This is a genomic window from Paenibacillus sp. BGI2013 (assembly GCF_002843485.1).
Lineage (GTDB): Bacteria > Bacillota > Bacilli > Paenibacillales > Paenibacillaceae > Paenibacillus > Paenibacillus amylolyticus.
In genome coordinates, this window is sequence record NZ_PJFA01000001.1 from 510,308 (window position 1) to 536,344 (window position 26,037).

Below are 26,037 nucleotides of genomic sequence, written 5' to 3' on the forward strand. Positions count from 1 at the left end.
GGAGCGGATGGAAGTCACCAGAATTGATATGTGAAGGTCACGGGACCCCATAGACAGTGGCAAGCAGGGGTGATTACAATAAACATGCCATCATAAGGAAGAAAATAGAAAAAAACTATGTTGAAATAAAGTGTGTGTTCAATAAGTCTGGTTTCAGTACAGCGGACTTTTTGAACTACCTCTAAAAGGGCGGGAATCCATAATCCATGAGCTTTATCCGTTCACTTCGTTTTAAATTTATAGTGGGTCTTACATTGATCATGCTGCCATTATTCATGCTGCTTTATTACAACAACGTCTACGCCATGAAAGTTGTACGTGACAAAGTATCCCTCACCAATATGAATCATCTCGCCAAGAGTGTGGAGCAGAATGAACGTGTGTTACAGGAGACGAATCGGTATTTATATAGTCTGGGCGAGCGGGACCCGGATATTATCTCTCTGTTTTTTCTGAAATACGGCAGCGGTGATTATATCATTGCAAAGCAACGGATTATGAACAAATTCATGACAGATATCGGTTTTTATAATCTAATCGATTCTTTTTTTCTATATGATGCCGTGAATGATGATCTGCTGCTCGCCACTTCAGGCAATTATGATGTCAAAAAGTCGGTTGTGCAGGAGAGTATGCCAGTCCAGATGCAGCAATTGGAAGGGGATATCCAGAAGCCGGAATGGAGCATCGTGCGTGGCGGGACGTGGAATGCGCTGGTGAAAACGGTGCGAATCAACCAGCAGTTCTATGCAGGTGCACTTGTTGATATGAATGCACTGAATCATACACAACAATTCACTGAATCCGGAGATCGGGGAGGTGCAGTCATTGTTGGAACAGACGGTGGGGCACTATCGGATTCCACATTGAATACTGCACAGATTCAGCTGGCTGCAGCGCATCTTCCCGGCCTGAAGAATCCGTATCAGGTGATCTCTGAAGTTGTGAACAAGGGAGAAGCACGTCAATATTTGATGTTGGGTACTGCCTCGGCCATGTCCCAGATGAATTATATCGTGCTGCTGCCTGAGGAAGACATGATGCGTAACCTCCCGTTTTTCCAGCAGATCATTCGTCTGCTTCCCATTGGTGCGGCAGTAATTCTGGTTACCGCACTGATCTTTTTGCGGCATCTGTTATTCCGCCCGATGAATGCGTTAATCCGAGGCATGAGAAGGGTGAGCCGTGGAGATCTCGATGTGAAGCTGGACCCGCCATCTTCGTCGGAGCTTGAATTTATGACACGAAGTTTCAATCAAATGACCAGTGAGATCAGGCATCTGAAGATTGATGTGTATGAGGAACAGTTGCGGACGCGGGAGGCAGAGTTCAAACAACTGCAGATGCAGATCAATCCTCACTTTTACCTGAATTCACTCAATATTATTCATAGTCTGGCTTCCTTGCAAAAACATGAGTTGGTGCAGCAGATGGCTGGTCATCTGGCCGATTATTTTCGATTCAGTCTGCGTGCAGGCAAACGTGTTATTCGTCTGGATGAAGAGCTCGAGCACATTCGTCATTACTTAGAAATTCAAAAGCTGAGGTTTCCAAGCAGATTCGATTTTGAACTGGATGTTGAGCCGAATCTGGGACATTATGTGATTCCGCCATTAACCATTCAGCCTTTTGTGGAGAATGCCATTATTCATGGATTTCAGCGCCGGACACAAGCATTTGTCATTCGGATCGTGGCGCGCCTCGGTGAGAAGTCATCCGGTCAGGTCGATGGGACGGTGCTTCAACTGATGATTGTGGACAATGGTGTTGGATTTGAAGAGGAATTGTTGGGGCGTCTGCAACATGGACAATACGCTGAAGATCCGAGTGGACAGCATATCGGTATATGGAACGTGGCTCATCGGCTTTTAGTGAAGTATGGTGATCAAGCCAGTTTGCAGTTTGGCAATGAGGTGGATCATGGCGCCAAAGTCATCATTGATTTACCCGCTCAGACCGAAGAGGAAGAAGGGGGAGCCTATGCGGAACCTGTTGATCGTGGATGATGAAGTGTATGCATTACAAGCGATGGTGGAAGGGGTCGATTGGCAAGCAGCAGGCATTGACCAGGTATACAGTGCTGGTGATGCCGAAGAGGCAAGAAAGATTTTAAAGGCTAATGCTATTGATATCATGATCTGTGATATCGAGATGCCTGGTGAAACAGGGCTTGACCTGCAAAGTTGGGTGTTAAAACATGATCCAGGTATAATGACCATTTTCCTGACAGGGCATGCTTTATTCGATTATGCTCAGACAGCCATTAAGCTAAACAGCTTTGATTATGTGTTGAAGCCGGCTCCAGCGGATCAATTGATTAAGGTAGTAACCCAGGCGGTGGAGAAGATCAAGGATGGAGAGCAGCGTACCCGTACCAACGAAGTTTATGAGACCGTATACAAACGCTGGAAAACCCATAAACCGCTACTGACGGAACGCTTCTGGAAAGATGCCATCTCTCAGCGTATCACGTTAACCGAACAACGGTTGCAAGAGCTCGCAGAACTGTATGGTGCCGAGATTGATCCGCATGCTCGTGTGTTACCTATTGTGATCTCAGTAGAGGAATGGGTGCGTGATTTTGATTTGCGTGACGAAGAGGTATTGGAATATGCCCTTCGTAATGCAGCCAAAGAGATGCTGCTTGGCGACAAGCCCGGTGAGGTGTTTCAGGATCAAAGTGGATTAAATATTGTGCTTGCTTATGAGCAAGATGGCATCATTCCAAGTGCGAGCGAAGTGGCACAACGTTGTCAGGGATATATTCAGGAATGTGGTACGTATTTCTACTGTCGGTTGTCCTGTTATGTTGGTGCCCCGGTTGCTGTAACTGAGTTGCAAGGCATGTTAAATGAACTGATGGATATGGAACGGCGCAATATTAAGGAGCTTGAAGAAGTTTTTGTCTATGATGAGCGGGGAAGAGATCAGGAAGATCGCTTTTTGCCTATTCCATGGTTTTCGGAATTATCTATTCTTTTTGAGACAGGTAAAGTAGGAGATTTGCGAGAACGTGTGGATGAGATTTTTGAGTTGCTTGCTGCCCAGGAGGGTTTGTCTCCTGAAATGCTGCATCTCTACTATCATGCCATGCTGCATGTGGTCTATCCGCTGCTTCATCAGAAAAACGTGTCAATACGCAGTCTTTATCCGGGTGAACGGGAGCCGGAAGAGAGTATGGTGACAAGGTCGTTGCCGCAGTTGAAACAGTGGACGGCTGATCTGATTGATCGTGTTATCCCGGTATTGTACCCGGACGATCACAGCCCCATGACCATTGTGGATCAGTTGTGCGTTTATATTGAAACTCATATTGGTGAAGAACTTATGCGAGAGGAGCTTGCAGCTTTTGCCGGATTCAATCCCGCTTATCTATCACGTCTGTTTCGGAAAGAGAAGGGGATGTCCCTATCTGAGTTTATCCTGCAGGGCAGAGTAGCCAAAGCGAAGACATTGTTGTCCCAGTCCACCGTCAAAGTGACGGATATCGCTGGCAAGGTGGGGTACTACAATTACTCGCATTTCACCAAAATGTTCAAAAAGTGCACGGGTATAACGCCACAGGAGTTTCGAAAACAGTCACGTACCGTATAGTTCAGGGCGCAGCATGCTGCGTCTTTTGTTTTTTCTGGATCTAAAGTCATAATTTGATAAGTCAACAGGTCACCACAGCAGATAGAGGTCTTACTCGCCCCGCCGTATACTTGAACCACAGGAGCCGCAACGGAGCTTCATCCTGAGGAAGAATTCAAGAGGAGTGAGGGAGAACAAGTTATGAAGACACAACCCCAGGCGGGTAAGGGAGTACGGATATCGGAAATACCGGGAGAAACAGTCCGAAAGCGCAAGTCTGTGTGGCACAATCTTGGCAAATTCAAGGTGCTGTATCTCATGTTCTTGCCAGGTGTCCTGTTTCTGCTGGTGAACAACTATATGCCGATGTTCGGCGTTCTGATCGCATTCAAAAATGTAAACTATGCTGATGGTATTTGGGGTAGCCCATGGAGTGGGTGGGACAATTTCAAATATTTGTTCTCAACCAGTGATGCATGGGAAATTACCCGAAATACACTCGCGTATAACACCGTGTTTATTGCACTGAATCTCTTTGTAGGTGTCGGGCTTGCTATTCTGCTCAATGAAGTGAAGAACAAGGCAATGTCCAAGTTATATCAATCACTTATGTTATTACCGTATTTCCTGTCCATGATTGTGGTCAGTTATCTGGTACTGGCTTTCCTGGGCAAGGATTCAGGTTTCATGAACTCAACGATTCTACAGATGTTCGGCGGTCAGCCGATCGATTGGTATTCAGAGCCGAAGTATTGGCCGTATATTTTGCCACTGGTGAACACATGGAAGAATATTGGATATTATGCCGTCATTTATCTGGCAGCTGTCGTGGGTATCGATGAAGAATATTATGAAGCAGCTGTGCTTGATGGAGCAACAAAATGGCATCAGATACGTTTCATCACCATTCCGTTTCTCGTCCCATTAATCGTCATTATGACGTTATTGCAAATTGGCCGTATATTCTATGCAGACTTCAGTCTGTTCTATCAGGTTCCATTGGAATCGGGAGCGCTGTTCCCTGTAACGAATGTACTGGATACCTACGTATATCGTACGTTCCTTATCGGTGGAGATATCGGGATGTCATCAGCAGCCGGTCTATACCAAGCAATCGTTGGATTTGTGCTGGTTCTTGTATCCAATACCATCGTAAGGCGAATAGATAAAGATAATGCATTATTTTGAGAGGAGGCAAGTCAGCTGTGAAATCACGTGATCCACTAGCCGTATCGAAGCGTTCCGCATCCGTTATTCATGCGATGTTTCTATTCTATGCCATTGCCTGTATCGTGCCGATCCTGCTTGTCTTCGCCATCTCATTTTCGGACGAGACAACAGTCATTGCCAATGGATATAAGCTTATTCCAGAGAAGTTCAGCCTGACGGCTTATGAGTTTCTGTTCAGAGATATGGATCAGATCATTCACTCGTATGGTATATCCTTTATCGTTACCGTTGTAGGTACCATTACAAGTGTTGCGCTGACCGCATTGTATGCGTATCCGCTCTCACGGAGAGATCTGCCTTACCGGGGCTGGTTCGCCTTTTTCATCTTCTTCACGATGTTGTTCAACGGGGGTCTGGTACCTTGGTACCTGGTCTATGTCAACGTATTGGATCTAAAAAACTCCCTACTGGCACTCATTATGCCGCTACTGCTATCTCCATTCTTTGTACTGGTCATGCGTACATTCTTCGCGAACTCCATTCCGGTGTCTATTCTGGAATCGGCTCGGATTGATGGTGCGGGAGAATTGAGAACGTTTGCACGTATCGTGCTTCCGCTCTCTCTTCCCGTAATGGCAACCGTTGCGTTGTTCAGTACATTGAATTACTGGAATGACTGGTACCTTAGCATGATTTTTATATCAGATAACCGGACGATCAGCCTTCAGTACCTTATGTACCGGACGCTGCTCGATATTCAATATTTAACAACCAACTCCAACGTCTCTTCACAGATTTCGTCGCAGGGTGGATTGCTCAATCTGCCTAACAAAACTCTGCAAATGGCGATGGCTGTAGTCGGTATTGGTCCAATTGTACTGGCATATCCGTTCTTCCAGCGTTATTTCATCAAAGGTCTTACGGTTGGCGCTGTGAAGGGATAACTCTGAACCGGTTAGCGGAGTGGGCAAGGTAAATGAAGATGGACTGAAAGGGCATATACAGAAGTAGTTATCGGTTTATTTGTGAATTGGGGAATTCGGTTGAATGTTTCAACACATGACAGGAGGGGTTCAATTGGTTAGATCATTAAAGGTATGGTCACGCATGATGGCAACGGTTATGGCGCTGAGCCTGGTGCTGGCAGCTTGCTCATCAGACAAGGGTGGAACAACAACACCTGGCGCAGAAGGCGGAGGAGCAAGTGAAGGTGGGGGCAAACCCTATGAAGTGACACTGTTCTACCCAGGGACACCACAGAAGGATGTCGCTCTGGTGGAAGCCGAGATTAACAAAAAGATGGAACCAAAGATCGGAGCCACGCTTAAGATCAATGCGATTGACTGGGGACAGTGGGATAACAAGCTGAATCTCATGATTTCTTCAGGTGAAAAATCAGACATTATCTTCACAGCAGCTTGGCAGAACTACACGGTGAATGTAGCTAAAGGCGCATTCTTGCCCTTGAATGATCTGCTTGATGCACATGGTCAGGATATTAAGAAAAACCTGGACCCTGCCTTTCTGGAAGGTTCCCAGGTGGACGGCGTGAATTACGGCGTTCCTACGAATAAGGAACTTGCTGCCACACGTGGTGTGTTGGTACGTAAAGATCTGGCTGACAAGTATAAACTGGACCTGACAGCTGTAAAGACATGGGCTGATCTGGAGCCACTTCTCAAAACAATCAAGGAAAACGAGCCAGCCATCACACCATTCTATATGTCCAATACCAATGGTAACGGGCTGTTGGAGAATCTGGATTGGGATTATCTCGGTGATGCTTCCGTACCTGGAGTTATCTCCAAAACAGCAGGCGGAACAACGGTGCTGAATGAAGTGGAGACCCCAGAATTCAAAGAAGCGGCTGAACTCGCTCGCAAGTGGTATCAAGCGGGATATATCAACAGTGATGCTGCTACGTCCAATGTGTTCCCGAAAGACCAGGCGAAGGCTGGAAAAGCGTTTCTCTGGACGGATGGCATGAAGCCAGGCAAGGATAAAGAAGAAGAAGGGTATGTGGGTTTCCCACTCACTCAGATTGAGATGACACAGCCGACAATCACGACGGGTGATGCATCTGGAGCGATGCTCGCGATCTCCCGTTCTTCCGAGCAACCCGAGAAAGCGATGCAGGTCATTAACCTGCTGCATTCCGACAAGGAAATTAACAACTTGCTGAACTTCGGAATTGAAGGTACACATTATGTGAAAAAAGACGGACAGGATAATATCATTGCTCTCCCTGATGGCGTAGATGCCAACAGTCGTACCTATAACCCAGGTGCCCAATGGCAGCTTGGTAACCAGTTCCTGAACTTCCTCTGGGATAATGAAGATCCACAGAAATGGGAGAAGTTCAAAGAATTTAACGCCAAAGGTGTCAAGTCTCCAGCACTGGGCTTTACATTCAACAGCCAATCTGTCAAAAATGAAATTGCTGCGGTCAACAACGTGAACAAACAGTTCAAGCCGGGTATGACATCGGGCGCCGTTGATCCAAATGAGATGATTCCGAAATATCTGGAGAAATTGAAAGCAGCAGGAATTGATAAAATTATTGCAGCCAAACAGGAACAACTCGATGCATTCTTGTCTAAGCAATAAATGATCGTCAGCCATGACAGAGAGACCTGTGTTACTACAAGCTCTTGTCAGCGGTGAAAATGGAGGACGTTTTCGGTAAACAACCGAAGGCGTTCTTTTTATGTTGTTTTTTTGATTTGGATTGTTAATCATAAATAGGAAAAATATGATATAATAAGGTGGTTGATTAGGGGGTGTTCGTGTGTCGAGAACCAGATTTGTGTTCTCAGGGGCTTTATTGCTTTTTGCTATTATCTTTACATGTAACCATCATCTTGGTTTTTCTGTTGGAGATACCATGCTGTCAGCAATAGGTATATCACCGTATACTACATCTTACTTGAGTGGAGTTCATATCACACTTTTCATCGGATTGGGGATATTCGCGTGTGGATTCTACCTTACTCGCAAAGAAATCGGGAAATCATTCCCCGCTCTTGCAAAAGGGTTATGGATCGTAGTTATCGCTATCGTTCTCAGTTATTCGTACATGACGGATAAATTCATGTATGTAGCCAAGTGGGGAGCTTCAGGCATTAATGCGGTATCCTATGTACAGAATGCAAGTTCTTGTACCTTTAACGTGCTGAAAACGGGTGAGACCCGAGCAACCTGTGATCTGACACTCAAAAATTACGGCAGAGATTCCGTATCCGCCGTGTTATTGCCTGATCTCGCACGCAGTTATAAGTTTAAGGACGATCCACTATTGGAAGCCTTGCAGTCTGTCCAATTAAGGCCCGTACATGTTGAGATTGAACGCCATGGAACGTTTACAGGTAAGTTGGAGTTTTACGGGAAAGCGGAATCCCCTCTGTTCGTCAATGGGAAACTTATGGATATTGTGCTGGATGTAGGCGTGGACGGAGCGAATACGGTATTTGATTATGATATTCCATAGTTGATATTTTCATAGAAAAAAAGAATAATTACATAAACAGAAGTGGAATAAAGTTTGAGTTGAATAGAACGATTAAAGATATATACTGAAATTAGATAGAGAGCTGGCTAATCGCTGGCTCTTTTTGTGCGTGGAAGTTGCATTTAGTGCAGAAATATTGGTTTTATCTCCTTCCCCCTTGAATTGGTAACGCTTACGCTAGATAATGAATCGGTTTGTCTCAAAAAAAATAGTTTGTCTTTAGCGCTTACATCATTACAATTAATGTCACGACAAATTAAGACAAGGTGAGATGAAAAGATGTCATATCGGACAAACCTGTTTTCCAAAATGGTCATTCTTATTCTGATTATGCTGATTCCGGTAGTGCTTTTGTACTGGTACTCCAATCACAAAACAACAGCTGTTCTCAGAGATGAGTTGAATCGATCAAATAGTAACCAGCTTGAATTTTTCCAAAATCAAGTGAACACACACATCGAACTGTTATCCTCATGGCCGAATCTGCTCATACATGATCCTGATATTGGCAGCTTCCGGCGAATCTATGCGGACAGTAACTACTTTGATCTGGATGCGATCAACCTGGTCAAACGTATTCAGAATAAGCTGAGTATTCAGGAAAGCTCATCCAATTGGGCCACGAAATTATATCTGTATTCTCCTTCGCTGGGCAGGGTGGTTTCCGAAAGGGACGCACGTTCTTACGATAAAGAAGCGCTAAGGGAAAATATCATTTCCGGCTGGGATGTACGCAAAATTCAGGATGGGGAAGATGATCGGTTCATGTTTAGCTGGATTACGGTATCTCCATACGGTATTAAAGACCCGGCTAATAATGCAGAAACGATTATTAAACTGGAGTTTGATAGTGACAACATTCGGGATATGCTCGACAAATTCAAAGACGATGGCAGGCATGACCCCTTCTATTTCCGTGAAGAATCGGGTGTTATCTATAACCGGACTTCAGATCGTTCATTAACGAATCAGTTGATGGAAGAACTGTCCATCCATAAACTTCAGGACGTTGATAATCGTACAGTAGTGATCGGGAACGAGCCATATATGGTCAACACTGTGAAATCCAGTACAACAGGCTGGTATTTGGTGGACTATATGCCGCTATCAGATATTCTGAAGCCCATTCATCAATCCAATATGCTGTTCTATTCTTCCATGATTTGTTTGTTGTTAATGAGTTTTGGTGTGGCGTATTTGTTCTATGTACAGGTGCAGGTACCAGTGAAACAACTCATTCGTGGGTTCCAGCGATTGAAGCAGGAGGATTATTCAGTGAGGATTAAGCCAAAGGGCCGCAATGAATTCAGTTTCCTGTCCGAACGTTTCAACTTGATGGTGGAGCAGATCCAGCAGTTATTTGAACACGTTTACCTGGAACAGATTCATGTACGTGAAGCTCGGTTGAAGCAGCTGCAATCGCAGATTAACCCGCACTTTTTCTATAATTGTTTCTCCTTCATTACAAGTATGGCGAAACTCAAGCGTATGGACGCTGTTGTAGCGATGTCGCATAATCTATCGCGATATTATCGGTATACAACAAGACAGGAGCGGGACGTGGTACCGTTGACAGAAGAGATTGAATTTGTCAGCTGTTATCTGGAGATCCAACGGATGCGTATGGACCGCATTCATTACAAAATTGATCTGTCTGATGAGATGTTAAGACAGGAGGTACCGCCACTCATCGTGCAACCACTAGTGGAGAATGCGGTGATTCACGGTATCGAAGCGGACGCGGAGGCCGGAGAAATAAGAGTATCAGGGGAAAAACAGGGCGGTGTCATGGTTCTTGTCGTTGAAGATGATGGGCAAGGCATGACGCAGGAGGCACGTGAGGCGCTTCTGAATAAGCTCAGGGGAACGATGGATCAGGAGATGGGCTGTGGCCTGTGGAATGTGAATCAGAGACTCCAGCTTCGATATGGGGAGCAGGCAGGGCTGGGTGTAACGGAATCGGAACTTGGTGGATTACGCGTAACGCTGTCATGGCCTGCCGAACAGGAGTTTCTTCTGGAGAATGAAGGATAAGCACTTGGAATGTGTAGCGATGGAATCCATTTGCAGAATGAACGAAATAGGGAGTGAATCACTTGATTGATATATTACTGGTAGATGATGAGACTTACGTAACAGAAAGTCTGGAACTTACGATCCCCTGGGGAGAGCTTGGAGTAACGACCGTGCTGCGTGCCGCATCCGGTAAGGAAGCGTTGGAGATTATGGAGGAAAATGCAGTAGATATCGTGGTTACCGATATTCGCATGCCTGGCATGTCAGGACTGGATCTCATTGCAGAGGTAAGCAAGCGCTGGTCTCATATCCGCTGTATTTTACTAACGGGTCACAGTGATTTTGATTATGCTAAAAAAGCCATTCAATTGCAGGCAGCAGATTATATCCTGAAACCCGTAAACGATGATGAGTTTATGGGATCGGTGTCGGCAGCCATCACGTCTCTTCGCGATGAGTGGGATGAATTCGATAAATATCACCGGCTTTTATACAGTCGGAAGTCTGACTATAAAATTTTGCGGGAAAATCTCATGCATGATCTGCTGCTGGGGCGTGAGATCACGGCGCGGGCACTTCGGGAACAACTGCAACAATATGAGATTCATATCGATCCAGAACAATCGGCTGTGATGATGCTGATTCGTCTTACAGGACGCTTCTCATCGATGGACCAGCAGTCTCTGGATCTGATGGATTTTGCGGTAGGTAATATTGCAGAGGAAGTACTTGGAGAGCAATTTAACGTGTGGTTTGGTCGCGGACCCCATGAGTGTCTGGTTATGTTCTTGCAGAATCAAGATCAGATCGGAGCTCCGCAGATGGACTTGGAGACGTTGAGAATCTCAGCTGAAACTTTCCGTGAGCATGTCATTCGATATTTACAGGGAGATCTGTCCATGGTAGTTACACCGTCATTTCCCTTTAACGAGTTGACAGCAGCTTATCGAAAAAGTCTGGGTTCGCTTGTCCTTTCAGGACCGGAAGAACACAAGATTATATACATGGACATGGATCAGGCACTCAGCAAAAGACCGGAGAATGATGCAACGCAGGCGCTCGAAGAGCTATATAAACCACCTGTACTTCCGCAATTGCTTGAGACCAAGCAATGGGAAGCGGCAGCGCGTAAGCTGAACACGGTCTTTGACGCGGCAGAACAGGTACGATTGTCCAGAGAACATGTGTATGAGATGTATCTGTCGGTAACTAATGCATTTATGTATATTGCCCATAAACAGGGGCATCTGGTGCATGAGATTGATCATGCGGGATTCGATCTGCTCCTTGCTCATCAGTTGATTCAATCCCCCGAGAAGCTGCGGCGTTGGGCCACCGAGATGCTGGCGAAGCTTCAGGAAGAGTTGTCCGATCAGGAAGGTGTGCAGAGCCGCAGACATGTGATCAAGCAGGTTCAGGAGTTGGTGACAAGAGATACAGGACAGGATCTGTCAGTGAAGATGATTGCGGACAAGGTATATTTACACCCCGTATATCTATCGAAAATTTACAAGGCAGAGACTGGGGAAGGTCTTGGGGACTACATGATTCGTATGCGCATGGAACGTGCTCTATATCTGCTTAAGAATAGCAACAAAAAAATATACGAGATTACGAGTGAACTTGGCTATCAAAATCCGCAATATTTCAGCAAAATGTTCAAAAAACATTATGGTATGACACCAAATGAATTTCGGGATCAGGCATAATTTCAACAACATTCCAGAATATAGGTTGGCAAAGGTGCAGAAATCTTGATTTCGTATCATAGGCTCAAAGGCCTGGTCAGCCTATAATGAAAGGGTAACCAAAACGATTTAAGGGGGAACAACATGAGAGCGCAATCAACAAAAAAGAGATTCTTGACGCTTCTCGCTACAACGCTGAGTCTAACTGTCGTTCTTGCAGGATGTTCAGGAGGCAGTGGGGGCGGAGATAGTGCAACACCAAGTACATCTGGAACCCAAAACGAATACAAAGAGAAATATGATCCGGCAGTTACTATTACTACAGCATGGGGAATCGATCCAGAGCTGAAATTTAAAAATGGCGAATCCATGGAAAATAACGTGGCAACCAAGTGGGCCAAAGATCAATTCGGGATTGAAATCAAATCGTTGTGGTCAGTAACAGACACAAATGGAGCATTTGCAACCAAGCTTCGTCTTGCGATGTCATCAGGACAGGAAATGCCTGATATTGTAAACGTAGGTGATAATCTGCTTGCTCAGGATCTGATTGATTCTGGAATGTATCAAGAAGTAGGTCCACTGTTCGATAAATATGCTTCGGACACATGGAAAAAAGCAATTGAACAAGATCCAAACGTATGGAACCAGTATAGTCGTGATGGAAAAAGAATGGGTATCCCTGTTCTGGACTATGCCTACAACAATGATTACTTGCTCTGGATTCGTCAGGATTGGCTGGATAAGCTGAACATGAAGGCGCCAAAAACCATCGACGAACTAGAAGCAGTGATGGAAGCATTCAAAAACAATAACCCTGACGGCTTGGCTCCTGATAAAGTCACTCCGCTCAGCATTGGTTTCAAAACTTCCATGAATACATGGATGGGAGACCCATCTTGGATCTTCGGAGCATATGGAACATTGCCGTTCCAATGGAATCTGGGGGAAGACGGCAAGCTGGAGTATGGCTCCATCAATCCGGGTATGAAGCAAGGTCTGACCAAATTGAGCGAATGGCTCAAAAAAGGATATATCCCGCAGGAAGCAGCTCTATGGGATGAGAACAAAACAGCAGAGCCAGCAGTTGCAGGAACTGCCGGTATTATTCCAGGACCTTACTGGATGAGTGGATGGCCACTTCTCGATACAGTGAAAAATGTACCGAGTGCCGTGTGGAAACCGATTGAAATTCCTACCGGTCCTGAAGGCAAAGCGATGCGTCACGGGACACAGTTCGTTAATGGTGTTACGTTGATCAAAAAAGATATGGCGCATCCAGAAGCATTCTTTACGTACCAGAACTACCTGTTCGACAATTATGCAGACCCGGCACCAGGTAGCCCTTATGATAACGGTCTGTTTGCAGGCTATGACTATCAACTGGATGCAAATGGAAAACAAATGCCGATTGACGAGATCGAAGGCGGATACGTGAACGTTGTACGTTATTTGCTTGTTCGTGACGGTGCTCGTATTCCAGATGCACAGATGAAAGCTCTGATGAATTTGGCCAATGGCAAAGAGCCGGAAACCAAGCTTGAAAAAGATGTTGCTGTCAACTACGGTAAAGAGACTCCAGCAGCAGCGAAAGTGTTGCTGAGCCAAGAAGAAATTTCCTTCAAGAACATGTTCACAGGTCCGACAACAAAGACGATGAAATCCAAGCTTGACTATTTGAACAAAATCGAGAATCAAGCATTTAACGAAATTATCTATGGCAAAAATCCGGTTGATGCGTTTGATACCTTTGTACAAACGTGGAAATCCGGTGGCGGTGACCAAATTACGCAAGAGGTTAACGAATGGTATGACAGTGTGAAAAAATAGTTACAAGCAGCGCTCAGACGACTAACGTCTGGGCGCTTTTTTTGTTTATTCAAGTTAAGGCAAAGTGGTTGAATTTGTGCCATTTATATTGCTTTTATGTGCTGTTTGGACCCCGTAAAAGGTTGATATAATCGCATTATAAGCCACTCAGGGAGTACTTGAGTAGGAAGAAATACAGGGGGAGCAATCATGAGAACTTTGAAACGCACTTGGCCATTCCACGTTATGCTGTTGCCAGCCATTATCTTTCTGATTATCTTCAGTTATGTGCCTATGGGCGGAATCATTATGGCGTTCCAGAACTACAAGCCATGGCTTGGGATTAGCGGTTCTGAATGGGTTGGGCTGGACAACTTTAGATATTTGTTTGAACGTGAAGACAGCTTACAGGTCATCTGGAACACATTAATTATTGCTGTACTTAAACTGATTTTCAATTTATTTGTTCCATTTGTTTTTGCCATTCTTTTGAATGAGGTTCGCAAGATGGCTGTACAGCGAACGATTCAAACACTCGTATATTTACCTCACTTCTTGTCCTGGGTCATTCTGGGCGGGATTTTGATAGATCTGTTGTCAACAGGCGGCTTGGTTAACCGGGTTCTGGGAACCTTTGGACTTGGGCCATATTTCTTCCTGGGAGACAACAGTTGGTTCCGATCTACGGTCATTCTGACAGATGTGTGGAAAGAATTTGGCTATAACATGATTGTCTTTCTGGCTGCCCTTGCCGGAATTAATCCAGCGTTGTACGAAGCAGCGGAAATTGACGGAGCAGGACGCTGGAAACAGACACTGCACATTACAATCCCTTCACTTGTGCCGATGTTGATGGTTGTAGGAACACTGGCGCTTGGTAACGTACTGAATGCCGGATTTGACCAGATATTCAACTTGTATAACCCGCTCGTATATCAAACGGGTGACATCATTGATACATTCGTATATCGTTCCGCAATGCAGAATGGTGAGATGGGCTTTGCAACCGCGATCGGATTGTTCAAATCGGTTATTAGTATGATCTTGATCCTTGTATCGTACAGCTTAGCCAAAAAATACGCTGGATATCGCATATTCTAAACGAATGAACAGAGAAAGAAGGGACCACGATGTATCATAAATCATTGCCTTATCGCGTGTTTAATATAGTCAATACCTGCTTTCTGATTTTGGTCGCCATTATGTGTATCGTACCAATGATTCATGTACTGGCAGTATCCTTTAGTACAAAGGCTGCTGCCGATGCCAATCTGGTCAATCTCTGGCCCGTAGGTTTTTCACTTGAGGCTTACAAAAAGACGATGAACAATCCAATTTTCTTGAACTCGCTCTGGATTTCACTTCTACGTACAGTGATCGGTACAGCTATTACCTTGCTGATTACGTTCCTGGCGGCGTATCCGTTGTCCAAAGAGAATAGTGAATTCAAAGGCAGAACGATCTACTCCTGGATTTTTGTATTCAGTATGATTTTCAACGGGGGACTGGTGCCGTTCTACATGGTTATCCAGAAGATCGGGTTGATGGATTCCTTCTGGGTACTGGTACTCCCAGGAGCAGTTAACACATTCCTTGTCATTCTGATGCTGAACTTCTTCCGCGGTATTCCAAAAGAGCTGGAGGAAGCGGCGCTCATGGATGGAGCTAACCATTTCAGAACATTGTTCAGGATCTTCCTTCCCATTTCGATGCCGTCCATTGCAACAATTGCATTGTTCAGTATGGTGTTCCACTGGAATTCCTGGTTTGATGGATTGCTCTACATGAATAACGCTAAGGATTACCCACTTGCTACATTTATGCAAACGGTCATTATTGGACGTGATATGAGTAGCATGAGCATGAATCCAAAAGAAATGGAAGCTCTCTCTCAAACTACGGTAAGGGCAGCTCAGATTTTCATCGGAAGTGCACCAATCTTGATTGTGTATCCTTTCCTGCAACGTTTCTTTGTTAAAGGTATGACGTTGGGCTCAGTTAAAGGCTGAGCCTGTACCCCAAATTAATGGAGGTTGATACAGTGAGCAACTTGACGGAAAAGACATTCATTCTGGGAATGGATGTGTCCTTTATGGATGAAATCGAACAGCATGGCGGGAGTTATAGTGATGTGGATGGCAAGGAACAAGACTTGCTGTCCATCCTGAAGATTAATGACGCTAACGCGATACGACTTCGAATCTGGAATGATCCTGTTGGTGGATTCTGCAATCTGGAGCGGACGGTGGAGGTAGCCAAACGGATCAAGGAACAGGGATTGAAATTTTTGCTTGATTTCCATTATTCTGATCGCTGGGCTGATCCAGCCAATCAATGGAAGCCGAAAGCATGGGAGAATCTGTCCTATGAAGAGCTTCAACGTGCGGTATGCATGTATACGGCTGACGTTCTGAGAACGTTGAAGGAACACGATGCGCTTCCGGACATGGTGCAGGTGGGCAACGAGATTACACCAGGCATGTTATGGAATGAGGGACGTGTCGGTGGAGAAGAGCATGATACGGATGAACAGTGGGAGCGTTTTGCAGGCCTTGTGAAGTATGGAATTGCTGCGGTCAAATCCGTTGACGCGGATATTCAGATTATGATACATATTGATCGTGGTGGAGATAACGCCGAGAGCCGCAAGTTTTACGATCGCTTTGAAGCACTGGGTGTGGAGTTTGATATCATTGGTCTCTCGTATTACCCTTGGTGGCATGGAACACTCGATGCGTTACGTGACAATCTTCATGATCTGGCTGAGCGTTATGGCAAACCTATCAATGTAGTTGAAACCGCTTATCCCTGGACGCTGGAGCAGCCGGAAGGCATTGAATGGATTTTGAATCAGGAAGATATGTTGTTACCAGGATACCCTGCAAGTGTAGAGGGACAGACCAAATATCTGAAGGATCTATTGCAGATTATTCGCGAAGTTCCTGGTGGTTTGGGGCACGGATTCTATTATTGGGAACCTGCCTGGATACCAAGTAAAGAAGAATGGTCCGTCGGACATCCGAATAACTGGGGCAACCTCACCATGTTTGATTTTAAAGGTCGCAAGTTGGAATCGTTTACAGCACTTGCTACTGTTGAAGAATCAGATGTCGTGACATACGTGTAATCTAGCGTAATACGTATCGTCTGTGAAGTCGTTGTTATCGTTATCGTTATCGTATATAAACTAAAAAAACAGTAATTAAAGCAAGGGAGTTGTCCTTATGACATACAAATTTCCACCTGTAAGTTCCAAAGCCCCGCACATGTTGCATGGCGCAGACTATAACCCGGAGCAATGGCTCCGCTATCCTGAAGTTCTGGAAGAAGATATTCGCTTGATGAAGCTTGCCAAGTGTAACGTGATGTCCATTGGTATCTTCTCGTGGGTATCCCTTGAGCCGGAAGAGGGCGTATACACGTTTGAATGGCTGGATCAGGTGTTGGATCGTTTTGCAGCAAACGGTATCTATGCATTCCTCGCTACACCAAGTGGTGCCAGACCTGCTTGGATGTCCGCGAAGTACCCGGAAGTGCTCCGTGTATCCGAGAAGCGTGTCCGCAATCTGCATGGTTTCCGTCACAACCACTGTTATACTTCCCCGGTATACCGTGAGAAGGTTACTGCGATCAACACAAAACTGGCAGAACGTTATTCGGATCATCCGGCTGTAATTGGCTGGCATATCTCGAACGAATTCGGCGGAGACTGTCATTGTGATTATTGTCAGGAAGCATTCCGTGGTTGGGTTCAGAAGAAGTATAAAACACTCGATGAACTGAATCATTCGTGGTGGACCACATTCTGGAGCCATACGGTTACAGACTGGAGTCAAGTGGAATCTCCGGCGCCACACGGTGAGACACAGGTACACGCAATGAATCTGGACTGGCGCCGTTTCGTTACGGATCAGACAGCTGATTTTATCGTGCATGAAACGAAACCATTAAAAGCTCAGAATCCTGATCTGCCAGTCACAACCAACCTGATGGAATTCTATGGCGGTCTGAACTATTGGAAGTTCGCTGATATTCTGGATTTCCTCTCTTGGGACAGTTATCCGACTTGGCATGATGCAAATGACGATGCGAAACAGGCATCACGTATCGCGATGATGCATGATATCGTTCGTTCCATCAAAGGCGGTCAGCCGTTCTTGCTGATGGAGAGTACTCCAAGTTCGACGAATTGGCAAGATGTCAGCAAACTGAAGAAACCGGGCATGCATCTGCTCTCTTCTCTCCAGGCTGTGGCACACGGCTCCGATAGTGTTCAGTACTTCCAGTGGAGAAAAAGCCGTGGGTCCAGTGAGAAACTTCATGGTGCGGTGGTAGACCACGTAGGAACGGAACACACTCGAGTGTTCCAAGATGTCACCGACGTAGGAACGGCTCTTGAAGGCATGGAAGCTATTGTAGGAACAGCGGTTCCGGCAGAAGTTGCAATCATATTTGATTGGGAAAACCGCTGGGCCGTTAATGATTCCCAGGGTCCGCGTAATATCGGTGTGAAGTATGAGCAGACGGTGGAAGAGCATTACGAAGCGTTTTGGAAAAAGGGAGTCGCTGTAGACGTAATTGATATGGATGCAGATCTGTCCAAGTATAAGTTGCTGATTGCTCCAATGCTCTATCTGGTACGTGAAGGTGTCGGGGAACGTATTGAGAAGTTTGTAGAACAAGGTGGTACGTTTGTAGCAACTTACTGGTCTGGTATTGTTAACGAAAACGATCTGTGTTTCCTGGGTGGATTCCCAGGCCCGCTGCGTAAGACACTTGGCATCTGGTCCGAGGAAATTGATGGACTGCATGATCGTGATCTGAACGGAATTATCCCTGAGAAGGGCAATGAGCTTCAGCTCAATACAGCGTATGATGCAATTGAACTGTGTGATCTGATTCATCTCGAAGGCGCGAAGTCCCTGGCTACGTACCGTTCTGACTTCTATGCCGGACGTCCGGCATTGACGGTTAACCAGTTGGGTTCAGGAAAAGCATATTACGTAGCGACACGTCTGAAAGCACCATTCTATGATGATTTCTATGCGAAGCTAATCGCTGACCTGAACATTGAGCGTGGACTTGAAACTGAGCTGCCTGCCGGAACAACGGCACATACGCGTACAGATGGTACAGCAGATTATGTGTTTGTACAGAACTACACGCCAGATGAGAAGCTGGTTAAACTAGATGGACAGTCCTATACCGATCTGCTCAGTGGTGATGCTGTGGAAGCAAGTCTCAGCTTGAAGCCATATGACATTTGTGTTCTGCGCAGACCGGCTGCCCGGAAATAATGTAGATTCTATATGTTACTAAATAAATGAAGTTAGTAATTAGAAAAAGAGTGCCCTGAACGCCTGCATTGGTGTTCAGGGCATCTTTTTTATTTTATGCATTTGGCTGTTGAACGACTTTTTCTGGACAAGATAAAGGATAAACGTGTCCGCGCAGCGAAGACAAACACGTAACATGTAACTCAAGACTTTCAGTCTGGGAGGAATGGAAATGAATCAAAGGAATCTGGATGGTAACAGCATTATTATTCGACTGGAAATGACAACTAAGGATATCAAGTTTGGCGAAGTGGCTTCGGCCATCTCGGAAGCTGGGGGAGACATCATTGCCATCGACGTGATTTCCACCAATCAGGATGTAAGCGTGCGCGACTTGACGGTCGCAGTTACAGATGCACAAGATAACAGTAAAATTATAGAAGGGGTGCGCCAGCTCAAAGGTGTATCCATTATTAACGTATCGGATCGGACGTTCCTGCTTCATCTGGGCGGTAAGATCGAAGTAACACCAAAGACCCCGATTCAAAACCGGGAAGATCTGTCACGTGTGTACACTCCGGATGTGGCTCGTGTATGTTCAGCCATTTCAGAAGAACCTGGCAAAGCCTTCTCATTGACAATTAAACGGAATACAGTGGCCGTCGTATCTGATGGCAGTGCGGTACTTGGACTGGGCAACATTGGTCCCCGTGCAGCGATGCCTGTCATGGAAGGTAAAGCGATGTTATTCAAACAGTTTGCTGGTGTGGATGCTTTCCCAATCTGCCTGGACACACAGGATACTGAGGAAATCATACGTACTGTGAAAGCGATATCACCTGGTTTTGGCGGCATTAATCTGGAAGATATCTCGTCACCGCGTTGTTTCGAAATTGAACGTCGTCTGAATGAGGAATTGGACATTCCTGTATTTCATGATGACCAGCATGGCACAGCGGTTGTGTTATATGCTGGTCTGATCAATGCGCTCAAACTGGTGGGCAAGTCCATTGAAGATGTGAAGATTGTGGTCTGTGGCATCGGTGCAGCAGGTGTAGCATGCAGCAACATATTATTGTCCGCGGGGGCCAGCCGGCTTATAGGTGTCGATCGTGAGGGTGCAATTGTACGAACACAAACCTATGAGAATGAAGTCTGGAGTGATTATGCAGCTCGTACTAATCCCGAACTGGAGACTGGCTCGCTGCGTGATGTCATTCGTGGAGCCGATGTGTTCATTGGCCTGTCCCGCGGGAATCTGTTAACTCGCGAAGATGTGCAGACCATGGCAGAAGATCCAATCGTGTTTGCAATGGCAAACCCGGTACCTGAGATTATGCCTGCCTTGGTGGAAGACATTGTGGCTGTAATGGCAACAGGCCGATCCGATTATCCGAATCAGATCAACAACGTGTTATGTTTCCCGGGTATCTTCAGGGCAGTTCTGGATTGCCGTGCTACTGAAATTAATGAAGAAATGAAGCTGGCAGCCGCGCAAGCGATTGCTTCGGCCATTACGGACGAAGAGCGTACACGTTATTACATTATTCCGAGTGTGTTCAATGATAAAGTAGTCAAATCGATGCGCAGTCGCGTAATTGAAGCAGCTATTAAGACGGGTGTAGCTCGACGTATTCCTCGTGAACAGGCCCGTGAAGGCGGGGAATCGTAAGATGTCAGAGAACCCTCTTCAACCTGGTGGGAATCTGCAAAAATTAGGGCACATGCATAATATAGATGGAATAACGGCAGGAGAGGCTGTTCTGCGCGCCGCCCGATCCTTTGTTCAAGGGGACTCATCCAAGCATAGTGATGGTCATGACTGGCCGCACATTGAACGGGTAACCGCACTTGCGGTTGAACTCGCTCACCGTATGGGTGCAGATCCATTTGTCTGCGAACTGGCTGCATTATTACACGATGTACCGGATGAGAAGCTGAATGAGAGCTTGGAAGCCGGGATGGCCAAACTGAATGACTGGCTGGATACCCAGCCTCTTGACCCGGATATACGTAATAAGGTTGTGGGTATTATTAGCACCATCTCATATGCGGGAGGACAGCGTCCTGCGGTTAGCTCGCTTGAAGCACAGGTTGTACAGGATGCGGATCGACTGGATGCATTGGGTGCGATTGGGATCGCGCGAACCTTTGCCTTTTCAGGCGCCAGAGGGCGCGAGATGTACGATCCGTCCCTTCCCCCACGGGAGCATATGACCCGTGAGGAATATCGCAATGGGCGCAGCACAACGATAAATCACTTTTACGAGAAGTTGTTCAAGCTCAAGGATCTGATGAATACCTCCTATGGCAAGGAGTTGGCGGAACAGCGTCATGATTATATGGTGCAGTTTGTGGACCAGTTCAAAAGAGAATGGGAGGGCACGGATCGTTAGGCAGGCATAATAAGCATGAGTATTCCAAAGAGGTATAATTAGTAACAGAGGCGAATCTTTGAAGTGGTGAAAATCCATTTTGAAGATTTGCTTCTTTTTGGGTTAATAATGTGTATTAACATACATAAAGAAATCAATTTCACAATACCTCTGACTTATGACATGGCAACGGAAGACCTTACATGGTACAATAAATCGTTCTCCTGAATGAATTCAGGCAAAAAAAGAAATATGGGGTAATAATGAACATGATCATCAAATGTAAAATTTCAGGTTCGGTAAAGAGGAGGGGTCACCACCATGTCGTTTGGTGCACGTGTACTTAAGACGGGGATCGCGGTCACGCTTGCCTTGTACCTAAGCAGCCTGTTCTTGAACCCGCAATCTCCCGTGCCTGCCGCAATCGCGGCTATATTCGCCATGCAGCCTTCCATCTATCGTTCCTGGAAATACTTCCTGGATCAATTGCAAACGACCACGCTGGGAGCTATTGTCGCCCTGGTGGGGGGCATGGTGTTGTCCAATGAGCCAATCGCCGTTGGATTAATTATTGTACTTGTCATCATGATCTGTCTTAAATTGAATATGGGTGAGACGGTTGGCCTGACACTGGTCACGGTTGTATCCATTATGGAAGCCTCGGGTGACTGGCATTTTGCACTCAATCGTTTTCTGTTGACATTGGTTGGTATTGTATCGGCGTTTCTCATCAACATTACGGTATTTCCTCCGAAACCGAAGGTTCAGTTCGTGAAGCAGATCCATAGTGTATTCAGCGGTATGTCGTTGCTTCTGCGAACTTCGATCTCGGATGAGATCAAGGAAGTTGTATTCCGGGAGGAGAAAAGTAACCTTGGCGGTTCCATTAAGTCTTTGTCCGACAAGTATAACTTGTTCGAAGAGGAACAGAAAAAGATGAAACGTTCGAAATTCAGCGAAACTCGTCAGATGGTGGTCTACAAACAAATGCTGCTGAGTTTGCAAAAAGGGTACGAGGTGCTGGATTCGGTGGAACGCCACTATTTCCAGGCACCGCGGACAACGGCCATGGATCAGTTTTTTGACTCACATCTTGAACTGGTTATCAAATTCCATGAGCATGCACTGCTCAAGTTCGAGGATAAGCTGAAGCCTAATGGGGAAGAGGCTGCACAGTTTGTATTGGATAATGACCGTTTCATGGAGCAGGCGATCACCCAGTTTGATATCGACAAGGAAGGGATGTTACGATTGTCCATCGTGGCTGCTGCCATTTATGATTATGGATATCAGTTGGAACGTCTGAATCGACTTGCCGAACATGTGCATAGCGCCAGTGAAGACAAAGAATCACAGGACAAAATTTTGAATTGGCTTAAGTGGCCTTGATAACGAATTGCGCACCTGCTTGGCGATCATATACAATGTAGTTACAACATAGCCCGGACCATCGTGTCCGGGTTGTTTTGTCATACATAGGGCTGAAGGGCATGAATGAATATTAACGAACTGAGGGATAGAGACATGATTATAGAGGAATTGGACGCTGAACTAATGGAATGGTTGAGTGGGACAAATCTGGAGCATAAACAGCATGAAGCCATGCAACTGCTGACCGTATCTGAGGATCAATGGCCGCATCAGGCGATGATTAGTATGGGGGAAGTGATTGCGATAAATCCGCATCAGCTTAGACTGGCTCTATGGCCAGGTACACAGACCAGTATGAACATGAGCAAAACAGGCAAGGCTACCTTGATTGCGGTTCAAGGACATCGATTGCTGCATATTCGTACAGAAGTAGAACGGCTGCCTGAGATGAAGGGGGCTGTCCATCCGAGAGATCGTTTTGAAGCACAAGTGCTCCATGTACGTGTGGATCACGCGCCATATGCGGAGATCACTTCAGGAATAACCTTTCAATTGAAGGATGAACTTGGAGCAATTACACGCTGGAAAGAGACAATTGAAGAATTACGAAAGTAGGCAGGAGTAGCTAGGTCAGTTGAGGACCCGGTGATTGGGTAATAATGAAGAAGAAAACAACAAAAAACGCCTCCGCTTGCATCGGGACGTTGTCACTGGTACAATAAAAAATGGTTTTCAGAAAATTAGAACTAATTAACATATAATTAAAATGTTTACTTTCTAATAATTATACCATTGCCTTTTCGGGCTTGTCAAATGGGATTTTGAGGACACAATCCGGGGAAAGAGGGGCTATTAACATATGAGTACAGATCAGCAATGGAATGAGGAACAACAACGGGTCAACACCGTGACCGATCAGATTGAACGCAAGATCACAACGCTGGAAGATGAAGTTGGTTCCTTTCGTGACGAAGTGGTTGGCATGAGAAAAGACTTCTGGGACGAAGTCACGATGAACTTTAGCGAAGCGGATGATGTCGGGGAGACTTCAACCAGCATGCGGCAGCAGTCACAGGTATTGTCCGATCGGGAGCGTAGCCATCTCAATACAGCAGCTGCGTTGGATAAAATGAAACGACTGCATCATTCACCGTATTTTGGGCGCATTGATTTTAAGGAAGATGGATATCCAAATGCAGAACGCATTTATCTGGGCATTGCATCGTTACTGGATGAAAAAGAGGAATCTTTTCTGGTCTATGACTGGCGTGCGCCAATCTCCAACCTGTATTATGACGGAGCACCGGGTCCAATCACGTATCATACACCCAGTGGGGAGATCAGCGGTGATATAGAGATGAAGCGACAGTTTGTCATTCGGGATGGTCGTATCCGGTTTATGTTTGACACAGGGGTCACGATTGGTGATGAGTTGTTGCAGGCCGTGCTCAGTCGAACTTCGGATGCACAGATGAAGAGTATTGTAGCGACCATTCAGAAGGAGCAAAACCGGATTATCCGTAATGACCGGACACGTATGCTCATTGTGCAAGGCGCAGCCGGCAGTGGCAAAACATCCGCGGCGCTCCAGCGTGTGGCATATCTTCTTTATAAATACCGCGAGCATCTGCAAGCGGATCAGATGGTTCTTTTTTCACCAAATCCAATGTTCAACAGTTATGTCTCCACGGTACTGCCTGAGCTTGGGGAGGAAAACATGTTGCAAACGACCTTCCAGGAGTATCTGGAGCGCCGTTTGGGTCGTGAATATCAACTGGAAGATCCGTTTATTCAGCTTGAATATGTACTTACGGGGACGGAAGATCCCGATTACGATGTTCGCATGTCCAGCATTCGCTTCAAGTCGTCCGAAACGTTCCTCAAGGTAATTACACGTTATAAGGAAAGTATGTTGTCAGGTGGCATGAAATTCAAGCCGGTTCGCTTCCAGGGCCGAGCGATTGTCACGTCAGAGGCTATGGCTGAGAAATTCTACAGCTTCGAGTCATCCGTTAAGCTGGTGAGTCGACTGGAGATGTTACGGGACTGGATGCTGAAAGAACTGTCTGCCTTTGGTAAAGGTGAACTGGATGCGCCTTGGGTTGATCAGCAGCTTGATCTGATGGAGCCGGAGGATCTGCAACGTGCGTATCAACGGTTGAAGCGCAAGCAAAAAGGAAAGACCCATACGTTTAATGACTTCGAGCAGGAAAGAGGGATTCTGGCACGTATGGTGGTCAGTGACCGACTCAAACCGTTGCGAAAATGGATTAAGTCCTTACGATTCGTTGATATAAGACAATTATATGCACATCTATTCAACGATCAGGCTCAGATGGAGCGATTGCTGGGTGACGAAGTGCTACCTGCTCAATGGGATGAAATCTGTAAGATGACTTTACGCAGATTGAAGCTTCAGGAGTTGGCATATGAAGATATTACGCCATACTTGTACTTGCGTGAGCTTATGCTTGGATTCCATATTAACTCGAATATTCGTCATGTCATTATTGATGAAGCCCAGGATTATTCCGCGTTTCAGTTGGCATTTATGAAGAGATTGTTCCCACGGGCGAAAATAACAGCACTTGGTGACTTTAATCAGGCAATCTATGCCCACTCTTCAGTACTTAGTGGAACAGGACCTTTGACTAACCTGTACGGACCAGACAACACGGAAGTCATTGAGCTGACCAGAAGTTATCGATCTACCCGGGAGATCGTGGAGTTTACACGTGGCATGGTGCCTGGTGGGGAAGAGATTATTCCATTTAACCGCAGCGGTGAGAAACCTAAAGTGATCGTTTCTTCTGATTCAGAGCGTCATATGAATGTCATCACGACAGACCTCAAGCACTTGATTAAGGAAGGGTACGAATCGGTTGCAGTTATCTGCAAAACCGCCGAAGAGAGCAGAGACGTACATGCTACATTAAGTAAGGCGCTGCCCACAGCACCGAAGTTAATCAAAAAAACGACGCTGGCTTTTGAGCAGGGTGTTCATGTCATCCCAGCGTATCTGGCCAAAGGTGTGGAATTCGATGCAGTCCTGATCTATGACGGCTCTGCGGAGCAGTATGCTCAGGAGCATGAACGCAAGTTGTTCTATACGGCTTGCACACGAGCGATGCATCTGCTGCACGTTTACTGCGTGGGCACACCAAGTCCGTTCATTACCGCCCAGTCGGAAGAACAGTATGATCTTGGCAAGGTGTCTACTGCGCAAGTGGACTGACATAACACTTCATATG

At 45.9% G+C, this 26,037-nt stretch carries 18 protein-coding genes; all 18 read left to right on the forward strand.

Annotation, left to right across the window (positions count from 1 at the left end; genetic code table 11):
- The first annotated feature begins 206 nt into the window (after positions 1-206).
- The gene (locus tag CXK86_RS02305; protein WP_076249870.1) at positions 207-2,006 is read left to right on the forward strand and encodes a sensor histidine kinase; all 1,800 of its coding nucleotides are present in this window, start codon (positions 207-209) and stop codon (positions 2,004-2,006) included.
- A complete protein-coding gene (locus CXK86_RS02310) occupies positions 1,981-3,594 on the forward strand; it encodes a response regulator transcription factor (RefSeq protein ID WP_076249869.1) in 1,614 nt (537 codons plus the stop codon). Before CXK86_RS02305 ends, CXK86_RS02310 begins: the two co-directional genes overlap by 26 nt.
- 180 nt (positions 3,595-3,774) lie before the next feature.
- The gene (locus CXK86_RS02315; RefSeq protein ID WP_076208980.1) at positions 3,775-4,761 is read left to right on the forward strand and encodes an ABC transporter permease; all 987 of its coding nucleotides are present in this window, start codon (positions 3,775-3,777) and stop codon (positions 4,759-4,761) included.
- Between the two features lie 17 nt (positions 4,762-4,778).
- Entirely contained in the window at positions 4,779-5,687 is a 909-nt protein-coding gene (locus tag CXK86_RS02320; protein WP_017689303.1) for a carbohydrate ABC transporter permease, read from the forward strand.
- A 133-nt stretch (positions 5,688-5,820) separates the two neighbouring features.
- Positions 5,821-7,350: an ABC transporter substrate-binding protein gene (locus CXK86_RS02325; protein ID WP_036609560.1), complete on the forward strand. Its 1,530-nt coding sequence runs from the start codon at positions 5,821-5,823 to the stop codon at positions 7,348-7,350.
- A gap of 181 nt (positions 7,351-7,531) precedes the next feature.
- Entirely contained in the window at positions 7,532-8,230 is a 699-nt protein-coding gene (locus tag CXK86_RS02330) for a hypothetical protein (protein ID WP_076249868.1), read from the forward strand.
- A gap of 300 nt (positions 8,231-8,530) precedes the next feature.
- On the forward strand, positions 8,531-10,285 hold the full coding sequence (locus tag CXK86_RS02335; RefSeq protein ID WP_036670219.1) for a sensor histidine kinase: 1,755 nt from the start codon (positions 8,531-8,533) through the stop codon (positions 10,283-10,285).
- A gap of 62 nt (positions 10,286-10,347) precedes the next feature.
- Positions 10,348-11,976, forward strand: a complete 1,629-nt coding sequence (locus tag CXK86_RS02340) for a response regulator (protein ID WP_036670221.1) — start codon at positions 10,348-10,350, stop codon at positions 11,974-11,976.
- 123 nt (positions 11,977-12,099) lie between these two features.
- A complete protein-coding gene (locus CXK86_RS02345) occupies positions 12,100-13,785 on the forward strand; it encodes a type 2 periplasmic-binding domain-containing protein (protein ID WP_076249867.1) in 1,686 nt (561 codons plus the stop codon).
- A gap of 189 nt (positions 13,786-13,974) precedes the next feature.
- Positions 13,975-14,865, forward strand: coding sequence for an ABC transporter permease (locus tag CXK86_RS02350; RefSeq protein WP_017689297.1), 891 nt, complete (start codon positions 13,975-13,977; stop codon positions 14,863-14,865).
- Positions 14,866-14,894: 29 nt separating this feature from the next.
- A complete protein-coding gene (locus CXK86_RS02355; RefSeq protein WP_036670224.1) occupies positions 14,895-15,773 on the forward strand; it encodes a carbohydrate ABC transporter permease in 879 nt (292 codons plus the stop codon).
- 32 nt (positions 15,774-15,805) lie between these two features.
- The gene (locus CXK86_RS02360) at positions 15,806-16,891 is read left to right on the forward strand and encodes a glycoside hydrolase family 53 protein (RefSeq protein ID WP_082219046.1); all 1,086 of its coding nucleotides are present in this window, start codon (positions 15,806-15,808) and stop codon (positions 16,889-16,891) included.
- A gap of 97 nt (positions 16,892-16,988) precedes the next feature.
- Positions 16,989-19,061: a beta-galactosidase gene (locus CXK86_RS02365; protein WP_076249866.1), complete on the forward strand. Its 2,073-nt coding sequence runs from the start codon at positions 16,989-16,991 to the stop codon at positions 19,059-19,061.
- Positions 19,062-19,272: 211 nt separating this feature from the next.
- Positions 19,273-20,712 carry an NAD-dependent malic enzyme gene (locus tag CXK86_RS02370; RefSeq protein WP_074094504.1) on the forward strand — a complete coding sequence of 480 codons (1,440 nt, stop codon included), beginning with the start codon at positions 19,273-19,275 and terminating at the stop codon, positions 20,710-20,712.
- A gap of 1 nt (position 20,713) precedes the next feature.
- Complete coding sequence (locus tag CXK86_RS02375) at positions 20,714-21,436, forward strand: HD domain-containing protein (protein ID WP_083684243.1); 723 nt, start codon at positions 20,714-20,716, stop codon at positions 21,434-21,436.
- A 300-nt stretch (positions 21,437-21,736) separates the two neighbouring features.
- Positions 21,737-22,804: an FUSC family protein gene (locus CXK86_RS02380; RefSeq protein ID WP_017689291.1), complete on the forward strand. Its 1,068-nt coding sequence runs from the start codon at positions 21,737-21,739 to the stop codon at positions 22,802-22,804.
- Positions 22,805-22,939: 135 nt separating this feature from the next.
- Positions 22,940-23,401: a hypothetical protein gene (locus tag CXK86_RS02385; protein ID WP_076249985.1), complete on the forward strand. Its 462-nt coding sequence runs from the start codon at positions 22,940-22,942 to the stop codon at positions 23,399-23,401.
- Between the two features lie 244 nt (positions 23,402-23,645).
- Positions 23,646-26,021 carry an RNA polymerase recycling motor HelD gene (helD, locus tag CXK86_RS02390; protein ID WP_047842422.1) on the forward strand — a complete coding sequence of 792 codons (2,376 nt, stop codon included), beginning with the start codon at positions 23,646-23,648 and terminating at the stop codon, positions 26,019-26,021.
- Positions 26,022-26,037 lie beyond the last annotated feature (16 nt).